This is a genomic window from Natrinema sp. H-ect4 (assembly GCF_041894845.1).
Classification (GTDB): domain Archaea; phylum Halobacteriota; class Halobacteria; order Halobacteriales; family Natrialbaceae; genus Natrinema.
The window spans coordinates 138,653-154,100 of the sequence record NZ_JBHDYC010000010.1; the positions used below are offsets into that span (position 1 = coordinate 138,653).

A 15,448-nucleotide genomic window follows, 5' to 3' on the forward strand; every position below is an offset into this window, starting at 1 on the left:
TATGAGTCTCTCCACACTACTTAGTCAACTGTTCTCCGGGTCCGAAACCACGACGGACACTCCAGAAACCGCGGCGCAAAGCGGCGATGGCGTCCGATCGGTTACGGTCGTCCACGAGTGTCGTGACTGCGGAACGAACGTTTCGGCCGGAACCACTCAGTGTCCGACCTGCGAGAGCGACGCGATCGTCACTCACTCGATCGATTGAGCTGGCGGTCCCTCGTCGCGCTTGTCTGTCCGATCGGTCGTCGCGTCGCGCCCGACTGTCCGATCAGTCGTCGCGTCGCGTTTGTCACACGGAAGCTCGAGGTCCTCGTTCGCCTCGGCGTCGAGCTGGATAGCGCTGCCGAGCGAGACGAGCCCGATCAGAATCGCAGCGAACGAGGCGAGACTCGCCGTTGCGGCCTCGTTGCCGCGGGCGACTCGAACGAGCGAGCCACCCAGTCCTGCCAGCCCGACGGCCAGCCCCCCGGAGCCGACGGCGTAGTGGACGATGGCCGGATTGAACGATCTGACCACGTACCGCGTTTTCAGCCGCCAGCAGAAGCTCCGGAGTAACAACAGGGAGACGTACCGGACGAAGGGGACGTACCGAATGCTGCTTTCCTCATCACCGTAGATCGCCGTCATGGGCACGTCCGCGACCCGACAGCCCGCGACGTTGAGGTGCGTCAGGAGGTGGTTCAGAAAGCCGTACTGGTCGGTGATCGCCTCGAGATCGAGTTGCTCGATCGCGTCCCGCGAGATGGCGGTGTACCCGTTTTGCGGGTCGCCGATCGACCAGTAGCCCGACGCGAACTTCGAGAGTCCGGTGAGGATCGCGTTCCCGACGAACCGGAACGTCGACATATCCTCGCGGTCTTCGGGTCGAAGCAGCCGATTCCCCTTGGCGTAGTCGGCCTCGCCGGTCACGACGGGATCGATGATTCGATCGAGGATCACGGGGTCCATCTGGCCGTCGCCGTTCATGACGGCGACGACGTCCATTCCCTCCTCCGTCGCGCGGCGGTAGCCGGTCTTGACCGCCGCGCCGTAGCCGCGGTTTTTCTCGTGACGGATCGGCACGACGCGTCGGTCGTCGCCGCCGTCGGCCACCGCGACCGCCGGCTCGGTCGCGCCGCTTTCGGCCGCCGCGTTGACCCGCTCGGCGACACGCTGGATCACCTGCCAGCTCTCGTCCGGTGACCTATCGTCGATCGCATAGATCCGATCGACGAACTCCGGAACGGTTTCGATGACACGACCGACGAACGACGCTTCGTCGTAGGCCGTTACGACGACGCCGATCCGCTTTCCCTTATACATCGTTTCCTCCGTCGGTGCTCGCACTCACCGCCTCCGACGGCTCGCGCTCGATTCCGTCTCGATCGCCCCCATCGCGATCAGTGTCATCGCGTTCGATACCGCCATCAGGATCACGCGACCCCCGCGGCGGTCGGCCGTCGCTCGAGCCGGCGAGGTCGTACTCCCGATGGGGCGTCTCCGAGAGGTCGACCGCATCTCGCCCGTCGATGACGACCATCCGCTCGAGGCCACCCCAGTCGATTCGATCGAACGCCTCGTGGGGAGTGACGATCACGGCGGCGTCGAACGCCGCCTCCGATAGTTCCTCGATCGTCACCGGGCGCGCGCCGTAGTCGGCCGGATCGACGAGCGGATCGACGCCCGCGACGTCGGCTCCCCGCTCGAGCAGGTCGTCGATGACCCCCAGCGCGGGCGAGGCGCGCGTCTCCTCGACGCCGGGACGGTACGTGACGCCGAGAACGACGACCGATGCCTCCGCGATGTCGGTGTCCACCCGCGCGAGTTCGCGCTCGAGTCGATCGACGACGACCGACGGCATCTCGTGGTTGACTTGGCGAGCCGTCTCCGTGACGGCCATCGGCTCGTCGGTTCGGCCGAGCAGGAAGTGCGGGTAGTACGGAATGCAGTGCCCGCCGACGCCCGGGCCGGGATCGTGGAGTTGACACATCGGCAGGTCGTTCGCCGTGTCCATCGCCTCGCGGGCCGAAACGCCGAGTTCGTCCGCGAGCAGCCCCAGCTCGTTCGCGAGGCCGATGTTCACGTCACGGTAGATTCCCTCGAACACCTTGACGGCCTCCGCCGTCGTCGCGTCCGAGACGGGGTGAACCTCGTTCTCCGAAAGTTCGTCGTAGACGACCGCGGCAGCCCGGGTGCTCTCCGGATCGACGCCGCCTACGACCTTCGGATACTGGCCGCGGATGTCCCGTAGCGCCGTTCCCGAGGATGTCCGTTCGGGACAGAACGCGAGCCCGAACTCGTCGGTCGCGAGCCCGCTTTCGCTCGCGAGGTGGGGCTCGAGCACGTCGCGACAGGTCCCCGGCGGCAACGTCGACTCGGCGATCACCAGATCGCCGGGAGCGAGACCGGCGGCGATGTCATCGACGACGGATTCGACCGTCGTCAGATCCGGATCGTTCTCGTCGTCCAGCAGCGTCGGGACGATAATGACGTGAATTCGTGCCGCCGACGCCGCCGTCGAGCCGTCGGTCGTGGCTTCGAGCCGTCCCGCATCGACCTGGTCGGCGACGAGGTCCGCGAGGCCGGGTTCGCCGACGACGTGACTCTCGCCGTCGGTGATCGTCTCGATGACGGTTGGATCGATGTCGACGCCGGTTACGTTCCCCGTGGTCTCGGCGTAGACCGCTGCGAGCGGAAGCCCCATCTTGCCGAGGCCGTAGACGGCGACCGGAATTTCGCCGCTCGTCAGGCGGTCGCGCTGACGGTCGGGGGATTGGCTCGAGCCGTAGAGCCCGTCAGTAGTCCGGGCATCGGTCGCGTCGCGGCCGCTGCCAGCGGTGTCCGACATCAGGCTTCCACCTCCGGCTCTTGGGGCGGTTCGTCGTCCGTCTCGTCCGTCGCCCCCATCGCGAGCCGATCGATCAACTGGACCGTCTCGAGGGCCTGAATCCCGTCCTCGGCGGTCACTTCCGGCTCGGTGCCGGTGCGAACCGCCTCGACGAACGACTCGAGTTCGTTTCGAAGCGGCTCGCCGGTGTCGACGCGAGGTCGCTCGACGACGCTCTCGTGGCGGTATCGGGACTGGCCGTCGTCCGTGAGGTACTCGGGGTAGGAATCACGGTGGATCAGCACTGACTGCTCGAGGTAGTCGACCTCGACGAGACACTCGCGGGCGGTGACGGTGAGCTTCCGGACCTTTTTCTGGGTGACGCGGCTCGCCGTCACCGTCGCGATAACGTCGTCGTACTCGATCGTCGCGGTAGCGTACTGACCGTTCTCGGCCCCCATCGCGGCGACCGAGTGCGGTTTCTCGTCGAGTATCGAGCCGACGACGTCGACGTCGTGGACCATCAGGTCGAAGACCACGTTACCCGGTGCCGTCCGGTCGATCGGCGGGCCGAGCCGGTGGGCCTCGATGCTGATCACGTCCAGCTCGTCGATCAATTCTTCGACCGTCTGCACCGCCGGGTTGAACCGCTCGATATGACCGACCTGCAAGATGAGCCCTGCCTCGCGGGCTAGCTCGGCCAGTTTCTGGCCCTGCTCGACGGTTTCCGCGATCGGCTTCTCGACCAGTACGTTGACGCCCGCCTCGAGACAGGCCGAAACCGTCTCGTAGTGTGCGTGGGTCGGAACGGCCACTGTCACGAGGTCACAGCGCTCGCACAGCGTCTCGAGATCGACCGGTTCGGTCCCGTATTCGTTGGCGACTCGCCGCGCGATCCCGTCGTCGTGGTCGGTAACGCCGACGAGTTCGACGCGTGGGAGTTCGGCGTAGATGCGCGCGTGGTTTTCGCCCATCGAGCCGACGCCGATGACGCCGGCTCGAATCTGTTCGTCGGTCGTCCCGTCAGTCGTTCTGTCCGTACTCATTGGCTGGTAACGTGATCCCGCACTGCTTCGACGACAGTCTCCCTGTCGCGTGTCGACAGGCCCTGGTGAACGGGCAGTGAGAGCACCTCCTCGGCCGCCCGTTCCGCGCGGGGGAGCCGCGCCGCGGCCGTGCTGACCGTTTCGTAGGCCGGCTGGTGATGAATCGGCGTCTCGTAGTAGATCCCGGTCCCGACATCACGATCGGCGAGGGCCGCCTCGAGGGCGTCTCGATCGTCCGTTCGAACCGTATACTGGTGGTAGACGTGGCGAGAGCCGGTCGGCTCCGTCGGCGTCTCGAGCGGGAGGTCGGCGAACCGCTCGTCGTACGCGGCGGCGTTCTCGCGACGGGCCCGGTTGAACTCCGACAGCCGCTCGAGTTGGACGCGGCCGATCGCTGCTTCGATGCTGGTCATCCGGAAATTATGCCCGAGAGCGACGTGGTCGTAGCCGCCGGTCCCGTTTACGTTTCGGCCGTGGTTGACGTAGCTCGCGGCGCGCTCGGCGACATCGTCGCGGTCGGTGACGATCATTCCGCCCTCGGCAGTCGTCATGTTCTTCGTCGGATAGAACGAGAAGCAGGCCGCGTCACCGAACGTGCCAACTCGATCGCCGTCGACTTTCGCACCGTGGGCCTGGCACGCGTCCTCGAGGACGAACAGATCGAACTCGTCGGCGATGTCACACAGCGCCGGCATATCCGCGGGCAGTCCGTAGAGGTGGACCGGCAGGATTCCGGCGATGTCGTCGCGCTCGGCGAGCACCCGCTCCACGTCGGCCGGATCAAGCGTGTAGGTCTCGGGATCGATATCGGCAAAGACAGGGTTGCCGCCCGCCAGTCGGATCGCGTTCGCACTCGCGACGAAGGAAAACGGCGACGTAATCACGGCGTCGCCGTCCTCGAGTCCGATCGCCTCGAGGGCGGCGTGTAACGCGGTCGTTCCGTTGGCCGTCGCGACCGCGTCGTCGGTGCCACAGTAGGCCGCGAACTCCTCTTCGAAGGCCCTGACTTCCGGTCCGTCCGCCAGTCGGCCGTCCTCGAGGACGGATTCGACCCGCCGGACGGCGTCAGCGCTGAGTTGGGGGTCAGCGATCGGAACGGGCGTCGCGTCGCGGTCGGGTTCGGCGTCCGCAGTCTCGGGTTCGGTATCGGCGTCCGCAGTCTCGGGTTCGGTATCGGCGTCCACCGTCTCGGCCCCGGCATCGGCACCAGTGGCGGCATCGATACCCGTCTCCGCCTCTCGGTTCGTTTCGGTGTCCGTCATGCGAGCTGGTTCGCCCCCTCGAGCGGGTCCGGTAGCTCCTGGACGGTCGCTGGCGTGCCGACGGCCAGACTATCGGCAGGGACGTCGTCCGTCACCACGGCCCCGGCGGCGACGAACGCGTTCTCGCCGATCGTGACGCCGGGCAACAGCGTCGCGTTCGCACCGATCGACGCGCCGTCCTCGATCGTCGGCCCCTCGAGTCCGTCGTCGGTCCGGACGGGGTACTCGTCGTTGGTCAGCACCGCGCCCGGGCCGACGAAGACGTTGTTGCCGATCGTCGTCTCGGTCGGCACGTAGACATTGGTCTGGAGGCTGACGTGCGAGCCGATCGTCGTCTGCCCGTCGATGACCGTCTTGGTTCCGACGAGTACGTCGTCACCGATCGTCGTCCCTTCGCGGACGAGGACATCGTGTCCGGTCGCGAACTCGTTGCCGATCGTCACGTCGCCGTAGACGATCGAGCCGGCCCGGATCGTCGCTTCCTCGCCGATCCGGGTCGGCTCGTCGAACTCGCCGTAGCCGACCGTCGCGTCGGCGTCGATCGTACAGCCGTCGCCGCGGACGACCTCTCGTACCGCTTCGCTCATTATGGTTCGCCTCCGTCGTCACGGCTCTCCCGGACGTCGCTCGAGCGACCGCGACGGTGAATCGTGGCGTGCGTTCGAGCCGCTACTCGGCGTCGTGGTCGGTCGCGTATTCGTTTCATAGTCAATCGATACCCGCGTGGGTAATCGTGCTGAAACAGCCGGTAGCGAGGCTTTGTTATCCCCGGCTTGCAGGGGTCGTAGTTCGTGGCTACGGTGGCAGTGAAACCGCACACCCTGCTATCGTCGTGAGCCTGGTGATCGCGGCCGCGGACGAGCGCACAGCGCGCGTTCGGACGCTGAAACATCGAATTTCTCGTCTGTCACGGACGCCAACTGGTACAATTCCCTTTCCCACGGGTAGCCGAGCGATAGTAAAGTGACACAGTCTGGCATTCGCTGGTGTGAGGTATCCGACTACACCCGTCAGACGGAACCGGGACTCGAGACGACACGACGAGAGCAGACATGTCTGAGACTGAACTCACGCAAGCCGAGCTATTCGACGTCTTCAGCAACGCGCGGCGACGACGAGCGGTCCAATACCTGAAACGGCAGGGCGGCTCCTGCGATCTCGCACCGCTCGTCCAGCAGGTCGCCGCGTGGGAAAACGACACCGAGCCCGACGACGTGACCCGAACCCAGCGCCGGCGAATGTACATCTCGCTGTACCAGACCCATCTGCCGATGCTCGAGGACCACGACATCGTCAACTGGGATCCCGACGGCCACAAGATCGAACTGCTGCCAAGCGAGGACCGCTTCGAGCCGTACCTCGACCGCCACCTCGAGAACGATCGGGTGTGGCATCGCAGTTACGCGGCGGTGACGGCGGTCGGCGTCGTCGCACTTGGGCTGTCGTTGCTCGCGGTCGGCCCCCTGACGACTGGTCTGGCACCGATCGTCGCACTGGCACTCTGTCTCGTCGTCCTCGCCCTCTCGGCGGTACAACACGTCTCCCGCCGTCCGGATCTGGACCTTCCGTTCGGCTTCGCGAGCCGGTAAGAGCGGTTTCCGCGCCCGACTTCCGTCGTCGTTCGCTATCCTCGACATCTCTGTTTGCTATCCGTACCGTCCCCGTTCGCGCCGACACTCACCCCTCTGGCCAGCTCGGTGCGTCTGGAATCTATTTCGAACCGATGTGAGACGCAGCCCATCCGCCGGACGGTAGCCGCCTGTTCCGTCGCTGGCTGATTCATTCCCGCCGTCTCGAAGGGGTAGCTCCAGTTCGGGTGGTCACTTCCGACTCGGGGGTCGCTCCGACTCGAGTTGATACCGCTGTCTCGAAGCAGTCGGACAGTATTTCGTCGGCATCGAACGCGTCAAACGCGCCCCAAAACGGAGTGGCCCACCCACGGAATTCGATACCGACCCTGATCGGCGGTTACGTCCACGGCGGGGGGCCTACGGGAGTCGTTACGTCTCGGTTATTTCCACCCAGAAGTGGGTCTCCTCCGCAGCGTTTTCGTTCGTCGGCGTGGCCGGGGGCTCGCCCTGATAGAGCAACATACTGATCCTGACCGTTTCGCCGGGTCCTGCCGTCGGCGTCACCGATCGTTCCCCGCTCGCGGTCGCGCCGTCCGAGACGGTCGCGTCGATCCGTCGTAACTCCGTTCGTTCGACCACCTCGCCGTCTTCGATGACCTGTTCCTGGACCACGACCGTGTAGCGCTGTTGGTCGCCCTCCTGATTTTCGATCGAGACGGTTAGCGGGATTGACTCGCCCGGCTCGACCTCGCTCGGCAGCGCGCCGGCGACCAGTTCGCCGTCTTCGTCTTCGCTGTACAGCGCAAGCTCGGTGTACCCACCGCCCGCCACGGGCAGCAAAAATCCAACGAGTAACGCGCCGACCGCCGTTCCGATCGCGACCACGAGCAGTACCGACGACGCCGTCGCAATCGCGCTTTCGTCGCCGCGGAGACGCCCCAGGCTCGAGACCGGGGAGACGCTGAACCGTTCGGCGTCCGGAGTTCGGAGCCGTCGCACGACGCCCAGTTGGGCGGCGACGATCGTCACGAGAGCGAGCGCCGCTGCGACCGACGCAGTTGTCAGCCCCCAGCCGGTGATCGGCAAGATCAGTACGGCCAGCGGAACGATCGCGAGCGAGAGGACGAATCCCAGACCGACGCGTTCGGTGATGTCGATTCCGCGGGGACGGGCCTCGGCGGCCGTCGCCGCCGTTTCCCGCGCGTCCCGCTCGCGGGCCGGAAACAGGACCGAAACGAGCGCGTAGCCCGGGAGAAACAGGGCAAGCGGCATCGTAACGAACAACCGAAGGCCGTTTCCGGACTCGAACGCCGTCACGACCAGGAACGCGAGTACCGCGCCGATCGAGACGGCCGCGAGATCGAACGGGTACCGGCGAACGAACGCGAACCGCGTCCGATTACTCGTTCGATGACTCATCGACGATCCACCGGGGTTCGTCGTGCAACGTTCGATCCCTGTGCGGACAAGACGAGTGCCATTCTCGTTGGAGCGATACACTCTTCCGTGCTTTGTTATGGCCGCGTTACCGCGAGGATGAAAACTGTCGTCCGGTGGGAGAGACACGGGTCACTGTGAGACCGACTGTACTCGCAGTCTGCCGCCGTCCATGGCCACCTGTCGCCCTAGAAGTCGATATACTGTCCCTCCCACTCCCGACGATCTTTGATCTGCTGTCGACCGGCATCAGTGATCGCGTAGTAGTTCGTTCGCCTGTCGAGTTGTCCCTTCTCGACCAGTTCCTTGTTGACGAGCGTGTCCAGGTTCGGATACAACCGTCCGTGGTTGATCTCCGAGCTGTAGTACTTCTCGACTTCGTCTTTGACGGTCTGCCCCGACGGTCGGTCGGCACCTGCGATCACGTACAGCAGGTCGCGCTGGAAGCCGGTCAGATCGTGCATTGCTCAATCACACTGACCGTTCCAGTGAATAGATATTTGTTATCCGTCTCATACACTGTCCGTTCCGCCATTTCGTGGGGTATTACTCGAGTGAAACTGCGGATTCACAGACTATTACTCGATCACCGACGTGTCGATCGGGGCGGCGCTCAAGGGGGTCATCTGCGGTGTCAGAAACAATCGTTTCACTGGGCAGACACCACATCCGTGGTCCGTCCGAGGCCGATCAGCCGTCGCTATCAGAGATGGCAACGTTGATGCCGTCCGCGTCGATCCGAACGCGAAGGTCGTCGACAGTCGTCTCGTAGGCGGTCGTATGGGAACCGTCGTTCTCGAACCGCACGCACTCCGCCAGGAGATCGCTCTCGAGGAGGTTGTTGATTCGTCGGTAGACCGTTGCCGACGAGCTGTCCGTTTGTTTCGTCAGTTCCTTTGCCGTCTTTGGCCCTTCGCTCGTGGCGATAAGGATCGTCCGTGCGCAGTCGTCACCGAGGACATCGAGTTTGGCCGCTGGATTGGCAGTCGACTCGGATCGCGTGTTACTTGCTTGCGTTGACATAGTCGTAGTCACCCGTCCAGGACGGGCAGGGTCCGTTCGCTCTGTGTAAGAGGTGACGATTCGAGAGGCTCTGTCGCTGGACCACCACTGTCGGCGGTTCCACCATTACATTCCAGCACAAAAATCGGTAAGCGATAGTGGTATTTTATAACGATGTACCTTATTGGCCGTCGCCATTTTGTTCCGCGACGTAAGATCGTATTTCGATCCGGAAAGAACAGCTTTCGACGATTCCACGAACCGGTCAATCCCCTGTTTGACTACCTAATACGGCTAAATTCTGGTTGAGGTCGATCGACTGGTATTCGACTACACGTCGGTATCGGCGCTTCTACAGGGCCAAGCTGCCCGGAAACCGGTTGTTTCCCGGTTCTCAGACCGGCTTCTCGGGTGAACGGTCAACGTCCTTTATTCGCGATTGCTCCCCTCGATACGATGATGCCCGGACGGGTATCGCGGCAGATCGGCCGCCTCGTGACCGGATCGAGTCAGGCGTTGGTCCATCCGGTCAGTTGCGTCCCCGATCGTATCCGTCCGAGTACACCCCCTACAACCCATGAACTCCACACAACACGACTGGAAGCCCATGGAATCGTCGACAGCCGGTGCTCGATGTCGAAACTGCGGAACGCATGTAACGCAGCAGTTCGCGCGTGTCTTCGGTGACAACGGCGACATCGTCCACGGCTGTCCATCCTGTACGACCTATCGGGAGATGCAATCCGGCGGTCATCTCCCGGGTGACTGATCGCCTCCGGTCCGCTCCGTTTTTCGTTTCGACACCACCCCACTCCTGGCCGCCCTCGAGATGAGTGACCGATACGTTCGGCGACTCGAGGGGTTTTCTCCCGTCCGCGCCGTTCGTCACGTCTTTCGGACACGGTTTGTCATGTCTTCCGAATACGATATGACCGGTAAGCGAAACCGGTGGCTCGAACGACTGTATCCGTCTCCTACTCCCCCTCGCGCGGATTCCGGTCACACAGTCCGACTCGGGCGATGGCGTAACCTGCAAAAGTTAAAGGTAGTGGTGGGAGAAATGGGGAGACATGGTCACAGGTGGTGGACGGCCGTTCGAGTACCCTTGCCCTTTCTCTCTGATCGATGTCAGTTCAAACGAACAGAACTGAGCCACTCGAGGAGAGCGAGGTATTTCACATCCTCGGTAACGATAGACGGCGGGCTATCGTCCAGTTGCTCGCGGAGGAGGGCGGACAGATCGACGTCTCCGACGTCGCGACCAAGATCGCTGCAACGGAATCCGATACGACGCCCGTCCCGAACAACCTCTACAAGAGCGTCTACGTCTCCCTCCAACAGACGCATCTCCCTCAACTCGAGGAAGACGCCGTGATCGAGTACGACTCCGATGCGAAGACGATCCAGCCCGGTCGTCACTTCGACGAGGTCCTCCAGTACGTCGACGGGCACACAGATGATCACTCGCGCGTCTTGGGGGTTCACCTCGGGCTCTGTCTGCTCGGGCTCGCGATCATTGCGCTCGCCGGCCTCGGACTGCCGGTCGTCTCGAGCATCGATCCGGTGCTCTCGAGCGTGCTACTGTTTCTTGCCATCGCTGCGAGCGGCCTCTATCAGTTGCTCGGGTGAACGAGGTGCACCCCAACTCCACATCCGGCGGCCCTCGAACAGCGGCGCTCAACGTGCGCCTCGGCCACACCTGCACGTCTATCCGTCGGTGACAGTTCGTTCGGGACGACGCCGTCGCTCCGTGCCTGGTGACTGCTGAATCGAGTGTCGTCATCCGCCGAGCGAACGACAGCATACCGTCGCGACGCTCGCTGCGACGGAGAGAAAAGACGCGCCGTCCGTTGGATCTGTCGGCCGTTCGCTACCGAACCCAGTCGCCGCAGGGTCGGCTCAGTCGGCCGTCACACCGTCGGTAGTGTTTTCACCGGTGTCGTTGAGACCGTCTTCGGTCTCGTTGAGCCCGGTTTCAGTCTCGTTCGTCTCGTCGTCGAGTCCGGTGTCGTCGGTTTCGGACTCGTTCGTTTCGTCGTCGATACCGGTGTCAGTCTCTTCGGTTTCCTCGGTCAGCTCGAGGGCCGCGACCTCACCGGATTCGTCCGACAGCACCATGTGGACGTAGTCGCCGGCAGCGAGGCCAGTGGTGTCGACCTCGAACTCGACGTCCTCGCTCGCGCCGCTCTCGAGGGTCACGTTCTGCTCGGCGACGAGGTCACCATCGAGACGGAACTGGATCGCCTCGGTGCGTTCCTCGTCCGTCGGGTTCGAGACGTTCGCCGTCACGGTGATATTCTCACCGATCGTGGCGCTGCTGGGCGCCTCGAGGTCGCTAACGTTGAAGGATTCGGCTGCCGCAACATCGTCGGCGTCATCCTCAGTTTCGTTTTCGTCGATCGGTTCTTCGTCGATCGGCGTAAGGTCGTCTTCCGTCTCGTTGTCCTCGGTGACGTTGTCTTCGGTCTCGTCGTCGATCGGTTCTTCGTCGATCGGTTCTTCGTCGATCGGCGTGATGTTCTCTTCCGATTCGTTATCGTCAGTGACGTTGTCTTCGATCTCGTCGTCCTCGGTGACGTTGTCTTCGGTCTCGTCGTCCTCGGTGACGTTGTCTTCGGTCTCGTCGTCCTCGGTGACGTTGTCTTCGGTCTCGTCGTCCTCGGTGACGTTGTCTTCGGTCTCGTCGTCGATCGGTTCTTCGTCGATCGGTTCTTCGTCGATCGGCGTGATGTTCTCTTCCGATTCGTTATCGTCAGTGACGTTGTCTTCGGTTTCGTCGTCAACCGGCATCTCACCGTCGGTGATGTCGTCGATCTGGTCTGCCATCTCGTCACCGTCAACGTCTTCACCGACGACGAGAACGTACACGGTCACGTTCTCGATGTTCAGGTTCTCGATGGTTGGATTCTCGACGGTCACGAAGATCGGCTGTCCGTCACCATCGACCGGTAGATCCTCCATCGGCATCTCATCGACTGGCTCTTCGTCGGCTCCCTCGTCCTCGTCGGTTACGTTGTCGTCAATCGGTTCGTCGGTTTCGTCATCGACGAGCTCATCATCAGTCTCGTTGTCGTCAGCTAGCCCGTCGTCGTCGGTTTCGTTGTCGTCAACCGGTTCGTCGGTGACGTTATCGGTTGGTTCTTCGTCAGTGACGTTGTCGTCCGGCTGCTGAACGTCCTCGTCGGTCTCGGTATCCTCGACCGGCTCCTCATCGGCCGCATCCTCGACGGTGACCACTGCATCGTCGGTCACCGGCTCGTCGTCGGCCGTGAGGAAGGGTCCGTCAAACTGCCCCTCCGATTCGACGAAATCGTACGTCTGATTGTCGTTCGTATCGCGATGGGGCATCGCAATCAGGGTCTCGTCCTCCTCGAGCGGTTCGTCGAGGGTGACTTCGACCTGTTCATGCGTGCCGGCCTCGAGGTACTCCGAGGTACCGATGACGCTCTCGAAGACGTCTCCCACGAGGAGGCTGCTATCGTGGATCGTCACGAAACCGGGGCTCGCGATCGTGACGTTCTCGACGACGACCGTCTCGCCATCGGTCGTCTGATCTTCGAACGTCACGTACGCGGGCTGGGAGTCGTTGTCCGCGTCCGCGGTTTCGTTGTCGGCGTCACCGTCGTCGGGGACCGTCTCGTTTCCGTCGATCCCCGTGGCTGTCTCGTTCTGTTCGTCGTCTACCGTTTCGTTCGTCGTCTCGTTCGCTGAGTCGTACTCGTTCGCGCTGGCCTCGCTGCTCTGATCGATGGTGTCACCGGATGTGGCGGCTGTGACCATCGCCCCGCTCGAGCAAACGAGCATCAGCGCGGTAAGTACGACGAGCAACTGATTGCGTGCGTTCATGGTTGCCGTGAAGGCACCAATTTCGTCGTTGCTTCGGCGCATAAACCGGCGGAACCATTACGCGAGAAATCGGATACTACGGCCCAGCAGTGGCGTATTCAGTGTCGGGTTCGTTCGCGGAAAACAACGATTGCTGATAGGAACGGTCGACGGTCAGTTCCGTTCCGCTCGGTACCGGCAACGAGAACCGGGACACCACATGCGGCTCGCGCCCCGCCGTCGGAGTGAACCGTGACTAATCGTCGTTCACCTGTTCGGGTGATTTCGACGCCGTCGGTTCGTGACCCGGCAGACAGACCAGGTTTTCCCGTCCGAGACGCAGTTTCGTGATCTGTTCGTCCTCCTCGAGGTCCGCGAGCAGTCGACTGACCTTCGCCTTCGACCAGTCGACGGAGTCGACGATGCTCGACTGCTTCATCCGTCCGCCGTTTTCTCGGAGGAGTTGTCGGACGCGCTCCCGATCGGTCACGAACTCCTCGTGGTGCGTCTCGGGATCGGCCGCGAGCGAGGGCGGCTCCTCGTATCGGTTGCGAGCGACGAGTATCCCTCCAAGAAGCGCGAGCGCGATCATTCCGGCGAGCGCAGCGATGTGGGCGCTTCCCTCCAGCTGGAGCGGTCGGGCTGACCACGAGACGAACCCCGGCCGAGCGCCCGTGGTCACCGCTGACGCGACGGCTCCACTGATCGACGGAACGAGCGCGACGATGGATCGGGGAGCTCGTCGGTGGCTGCTCATGGCTGTGGAAAACCCGTGTTCACATCGTTCATATCCTGTATCCTCGTGACCGTTCTACAAATCGCTTTTTATAACCCATGTGCTGTTAGTACGTTATCTATATCTCTTCCAGAACGTGAATTCCACTCGACCAACCGATTCCGATCCGTCGGTATCAGTGGGATTCCCCAATGGGGCCCCGGACAGTCGTTCCCTATCGATGGCAGGCGGGGATCGACCCGATCCGCGATCATCGCAGCTGAACACTCGCCAGTCATGGTATAGGCAGTCTTTGTTCGACGGACCGAATAAACTCGTCCGGACGTTTCGAACGGTTAGTGCGGATTCGTTCCGGATTTAGCGAGTAACAAAATATTGGCGTGACTGTCAATGAATCGAATACGAGCGAGTGATGCGCTCGTCTCGGCGATATCCGTCTCGGTGTCGCACCGATTTACGGGCCGACATATCGGCGGATACGACCCGTCCCGTGCTATCGACCGAATCAACTGTACGAACCGTGTTCCCGGTTCGACTCCAGTAGCGTGCCAGCGTCTTCCTCGAGCAGCGGCCGCTCGCCTTCCCCAACCAGCGAACGGATTCCGGACTCGAGATCGATCCGGGCGTCGAACCCGAGTTCGCACGTCGCCTTCGTGGTGTCCGCGCCGCTGTGTCTGATATCGCCGGGGCGAGAATCTCGGTGGACGATCGGCGAGGACGATCCGGTCGCATCCCGGACGATCTCGGCGAGCTCCAGGATCGTCGTCCGCTGGCCCGTCCCGATGTTGAACGCCTCGCCGACCGCGTCGGTCGTCGCCGCCCGAAGGTTCGCCCGGACGACGTCGCTCACGTGAACGAAGTCGCGACTCTGCTCACCGTCTCCCTCGACCGTGATCGGCTCGCCCGCCCGCGCCTGCTCGAGGAACGTCGAAATCACGCCGCTGTAAGGCCCCCGCTGACGCGGGCCATAGGCGTTGAAATAGCGCAACGCGACGGTCGGCAGATCGTAGAGTTCCTCGTAGAGGCGGGTATACTGGTCGAGCGCGAGCTTCTGGACGCCGTAGGGCGAGGTCGGGTTCGTCGGCGTCGTTTCGGTGACCGGCAGCTCTCCGGGGTGGCCGTAGACCGCCGCGCTCGAGGCGACGACGACCCGGGCGTCCTCCTGGCGGGCCTGCTCGAGAACCAGCAGACTCGCCTCGAGGTTCGTGCGATTGCTCTGTCGGGGCGCGTCGACGCTCCGTTCGACGCTGACGAGTGCGGCGTGGTGGAAGATCACGTCGACGCCGCGGGCCGCTTGCTGTAGCGCGATCGGGTCCCGAATGTCGCCCTCGATCACCGTCACGCCGTCGGGGAGGTGGGTTCGGTCGCCGGTCGTGAGGTTGTCGAGGACCCTGACCTCGTTGTGGGGCGTCAGCGCCTCGACGAGGTGGCTGCCGATAAAGCCCGCGCCGCCGGTTACGAGCACCGTGCTGTCGCGAATCGCTGGCGAGTCCATCGCCTGGCGGTAGCACCACCTCGCTGTTTAGTATCCGATTCGTACCCCCGGGTTTTCGGCGCTCGATCGAACGGTAGGAACTGCTTACAGCGGCGGATTCGTTCGTGTCGGTCGAGCAGCCAACTGACTGGAGATCGCAGCCAAACGCCGTCGATACTGTCTGTTTGAATCGAGAACGGGAAGATAGCCGACTGCCACCGCGAACGTCCTGGTGCTTTACGGGTTCCACAGCACTACTCTATACGGGTTCCGCGTCACTACTCGG

The 15,448-nt window shown here is 63.1% G+C and carries 14 protein-coding genes; 3 read left to right on the forward strand and 11 right to left on the reverse strand.

What is annotated here, in order from left to right; genetic code table 11:
* The first annotated feature begins 1 nt into the window (after position 1).
* On the forward strand, positions 2 to 208 hold the full coding sequence (locus ACEWFR_RS14545) for a hypothetical protein (RefSeq protein WP_098726391.1): 207 nt from the start codon (positions 2 to 4) through the stop codon (positions 206 to 208).
* Here the strand turns inward: ACEWFR_RS14545 and ACEWFR_RS14550 are convergent.
* From ACEWFR_RS14550 to ACEWFR_RS14570, 5 genes are read right to left on the reverse strand one after another with little or no spacing between them, the layout of a single operon-like run.
* Complete coding sequence (locus tag ACEWFR_RS14550) at positions 193 to 1,305, reverse strand: glycosyltransferase family 2 protein (protein ID WP_374061732.1); 1,113 nt, start codon at positions 1,303 to 1,305, stop codon at positions 193 to 195. The two genes, ACEWFR_RS14545 and ACEWFR_RS14550, sit on opposite strands and share 16 nt — an antisense overlap.
* On the reverse strand, positions 1,298 to 2,830 hold the full coding sequence (locus tag ACEWFR_RS14555; RefSeq protein ID WP_374061733.1) for a nucleotide sugar dehydrogenase: 1,533 nt from the start codon (positions 2,828 to 2,830) through the stop codon (positions 1,298 to 1,300). Before ACEWFR_RS14555 ends, ACEWFR_RS14550 begins: the two co-directional genes overlap by 8 nt.
* On the reverse strand, positions 2,830 to 3,855 hold the full coding sequence (locus ACEWFR_RS14560; RefSeq protein ID WP_374061734.1) for a Gfo/Idh/MocA family oxidoreductase: 1,026 nt from the start codon (positions 3,853 to 3,855) through the stop codon (positions 2,830 to 2,832). Before ACEWFR_RS14560 ends, ACEWFR_RS14555 begins: the two co-directional genes overlap by 1 nt.
* Positions 3,852 to 5,117 (reverse strand): DegT/DnrJ/EryC1/StrS family aminotransferase, encoded by a 1,266-nt coding sequence (locus ACEWFR_RS14565; RefSeq protein ID WP_374061735.1) that lies wholly within the window; start codon positions 5,115 to 5,117, stop codon positions 3,852 to 3,854. Before ACEWFR_RS14565 ends, ACEWFR_RS14560 begins: the two co-directional genes overlap by 4 nt.
* Positions 5,114 to 5,704, reverse strand: coding sequence for an acyltransferase (locus tag ACEWFR_RS14570; RefSeq protein WP_374061736.1), 591 nt, complete (start codon positions 5,702 to 5,704; stop codon positions 5,114 to 5,116). The genes ACEWFR_RS14565 and ACEWFR_RS14570 overlap by 4 nt, the downstream gene beginning before the upstream one ends.
* Before the next feature lie 465 nt (positions 5,705 to 6,169).
* Between ACEWFR_RS14570 and ACEWFR_RS14575 the strand changes: the two genes are divergently transcribed.
* Positions 6,170 to 6,706: a hypothetical protein gene (locus tag ACEWFR_RS14575; protein WP_374061737.1), complete on the forward strand. Its 537-nt coding sequence runs from the start codon at positions 6,170 to 6,172 to the stop codon at positions 6,704 to 6,706.
* 411 nt (positions 6,707 to 7,117) lie between these two features.
* Here the strand turns inward: ACEWFR_RS14575 and ACEWFR_RS14580 are convergent, their stop codons facing one another.
* The 3 genes from ACEWFR_RS14580 to ACEWFR_RS14590 form a co-directional block, all read right to left on the reverse strand.
* Complete coding sequence (locus ACEWFR_RS14580; RefSeq protein WP_374061738.1) at positions 7,118 to 8,107, reverse strand: DUF1616 domain-containing protein; 990 nt, start codon at positions 8,105 to 8,107, stop codon at positions 7,118 to 7,120.
* A 206-nt stretch (positions 8,108 to 8,313) separates the two neighbouring features.
* Positions 8,314 to 8,589 carry a PadR family transcriptional regulator gene (locus tag ACEWFR_RS14585; protein ID WP_374061739.1) on the reverse strand — a complete coding sequence of 92 codons (276 nt, stop codon included), beginning with the start codon at positions 8,587 to 8,589 and terminating at the stop codon, positions 8,314 to 8,316.
* A 226-nt stretch (positions 8,590 to 8,815) separates the two neighbouring features.
* Positions 8,816 to 9,148 (reverse strand): helix-turn-helix domain-containing protein, encoded by a 333-nt coding sequence (locus ACEWFR_RS14590; protein WP_374061740.1) that lies wholly within the window; start codon positions 9,146 to 9,148, stop codon positions 8,816 to 8,818.
* A gap of 1,104 nt (positions 9,149 to 10,252) precedes the next feature.
* Here ACEWFR_RS14590 and ACEWFR_RS14595 point away from each other — a divergent pair.
* Positions 10,253 to 10,756: an ArsR family transcriptional regulator gene (locus ACEWFR_RS14595; RefSeq protein ID WP_374061741.1), complete on the forward strand. Its 504-nt coding sequence runs from the start codon at positions 10,253 to 10,255 to the stop codon at positions 10,754 to 10,756.
* Between the two features lie 270 nt (positions 10,757 to 11,026).
* On the opposite strand, the gene ACEWFR_RS14600 is transcribed toward ACEWFR_RS14595, so the two are convergent.
* From ACEWFR_RS14600 to ACEWFR_RS14610, 3 genes are all read right to left on the reverse strand, one after another.
* The gene (locus ACEWFR_RS14600; RefSeq protein ID WP_374061742.1) at positions 11,027 to 13,015 is read right to left on the reverse strand and encodes a hypothetical protein; all 1,989 of its coding nucleotides are present in this window, start codon (positions 13,013 to 13,015) and stop codon (positions 11,027 to 11,029) included.
* A 193-nt stretch (positions 13,016 to 13,208) separates the two neighbouring features.
* Positions 13,209 to 13,709: a helix-turn-helix transcriptional regulator gene (locus ACEWFR_RS14605; RefSeq protein WP_374061743.1), complete on the reverse strand. Its 501-nt coding sequence runs from the start codon at positions 13,707 to 13,709 to the stop codon at positions 13,209 to 13,211.
* 484 nt (positions 13,710 to 14,193) lie between these two features.
* Complete coding sequence (locus tag ACEWFR_RS14610; protein ID WP_374061744.1) at positions 14,194 to 15,183, reverse strand: NAD-dependent epimerase/dehydratase family protein; 990 nt, start codon at positions 15,181 to 15,183, stop codon at positions 14,194 to 14,196.
* Positions 15,184 to 15,448: the final 265 nt, after the last annotated feature.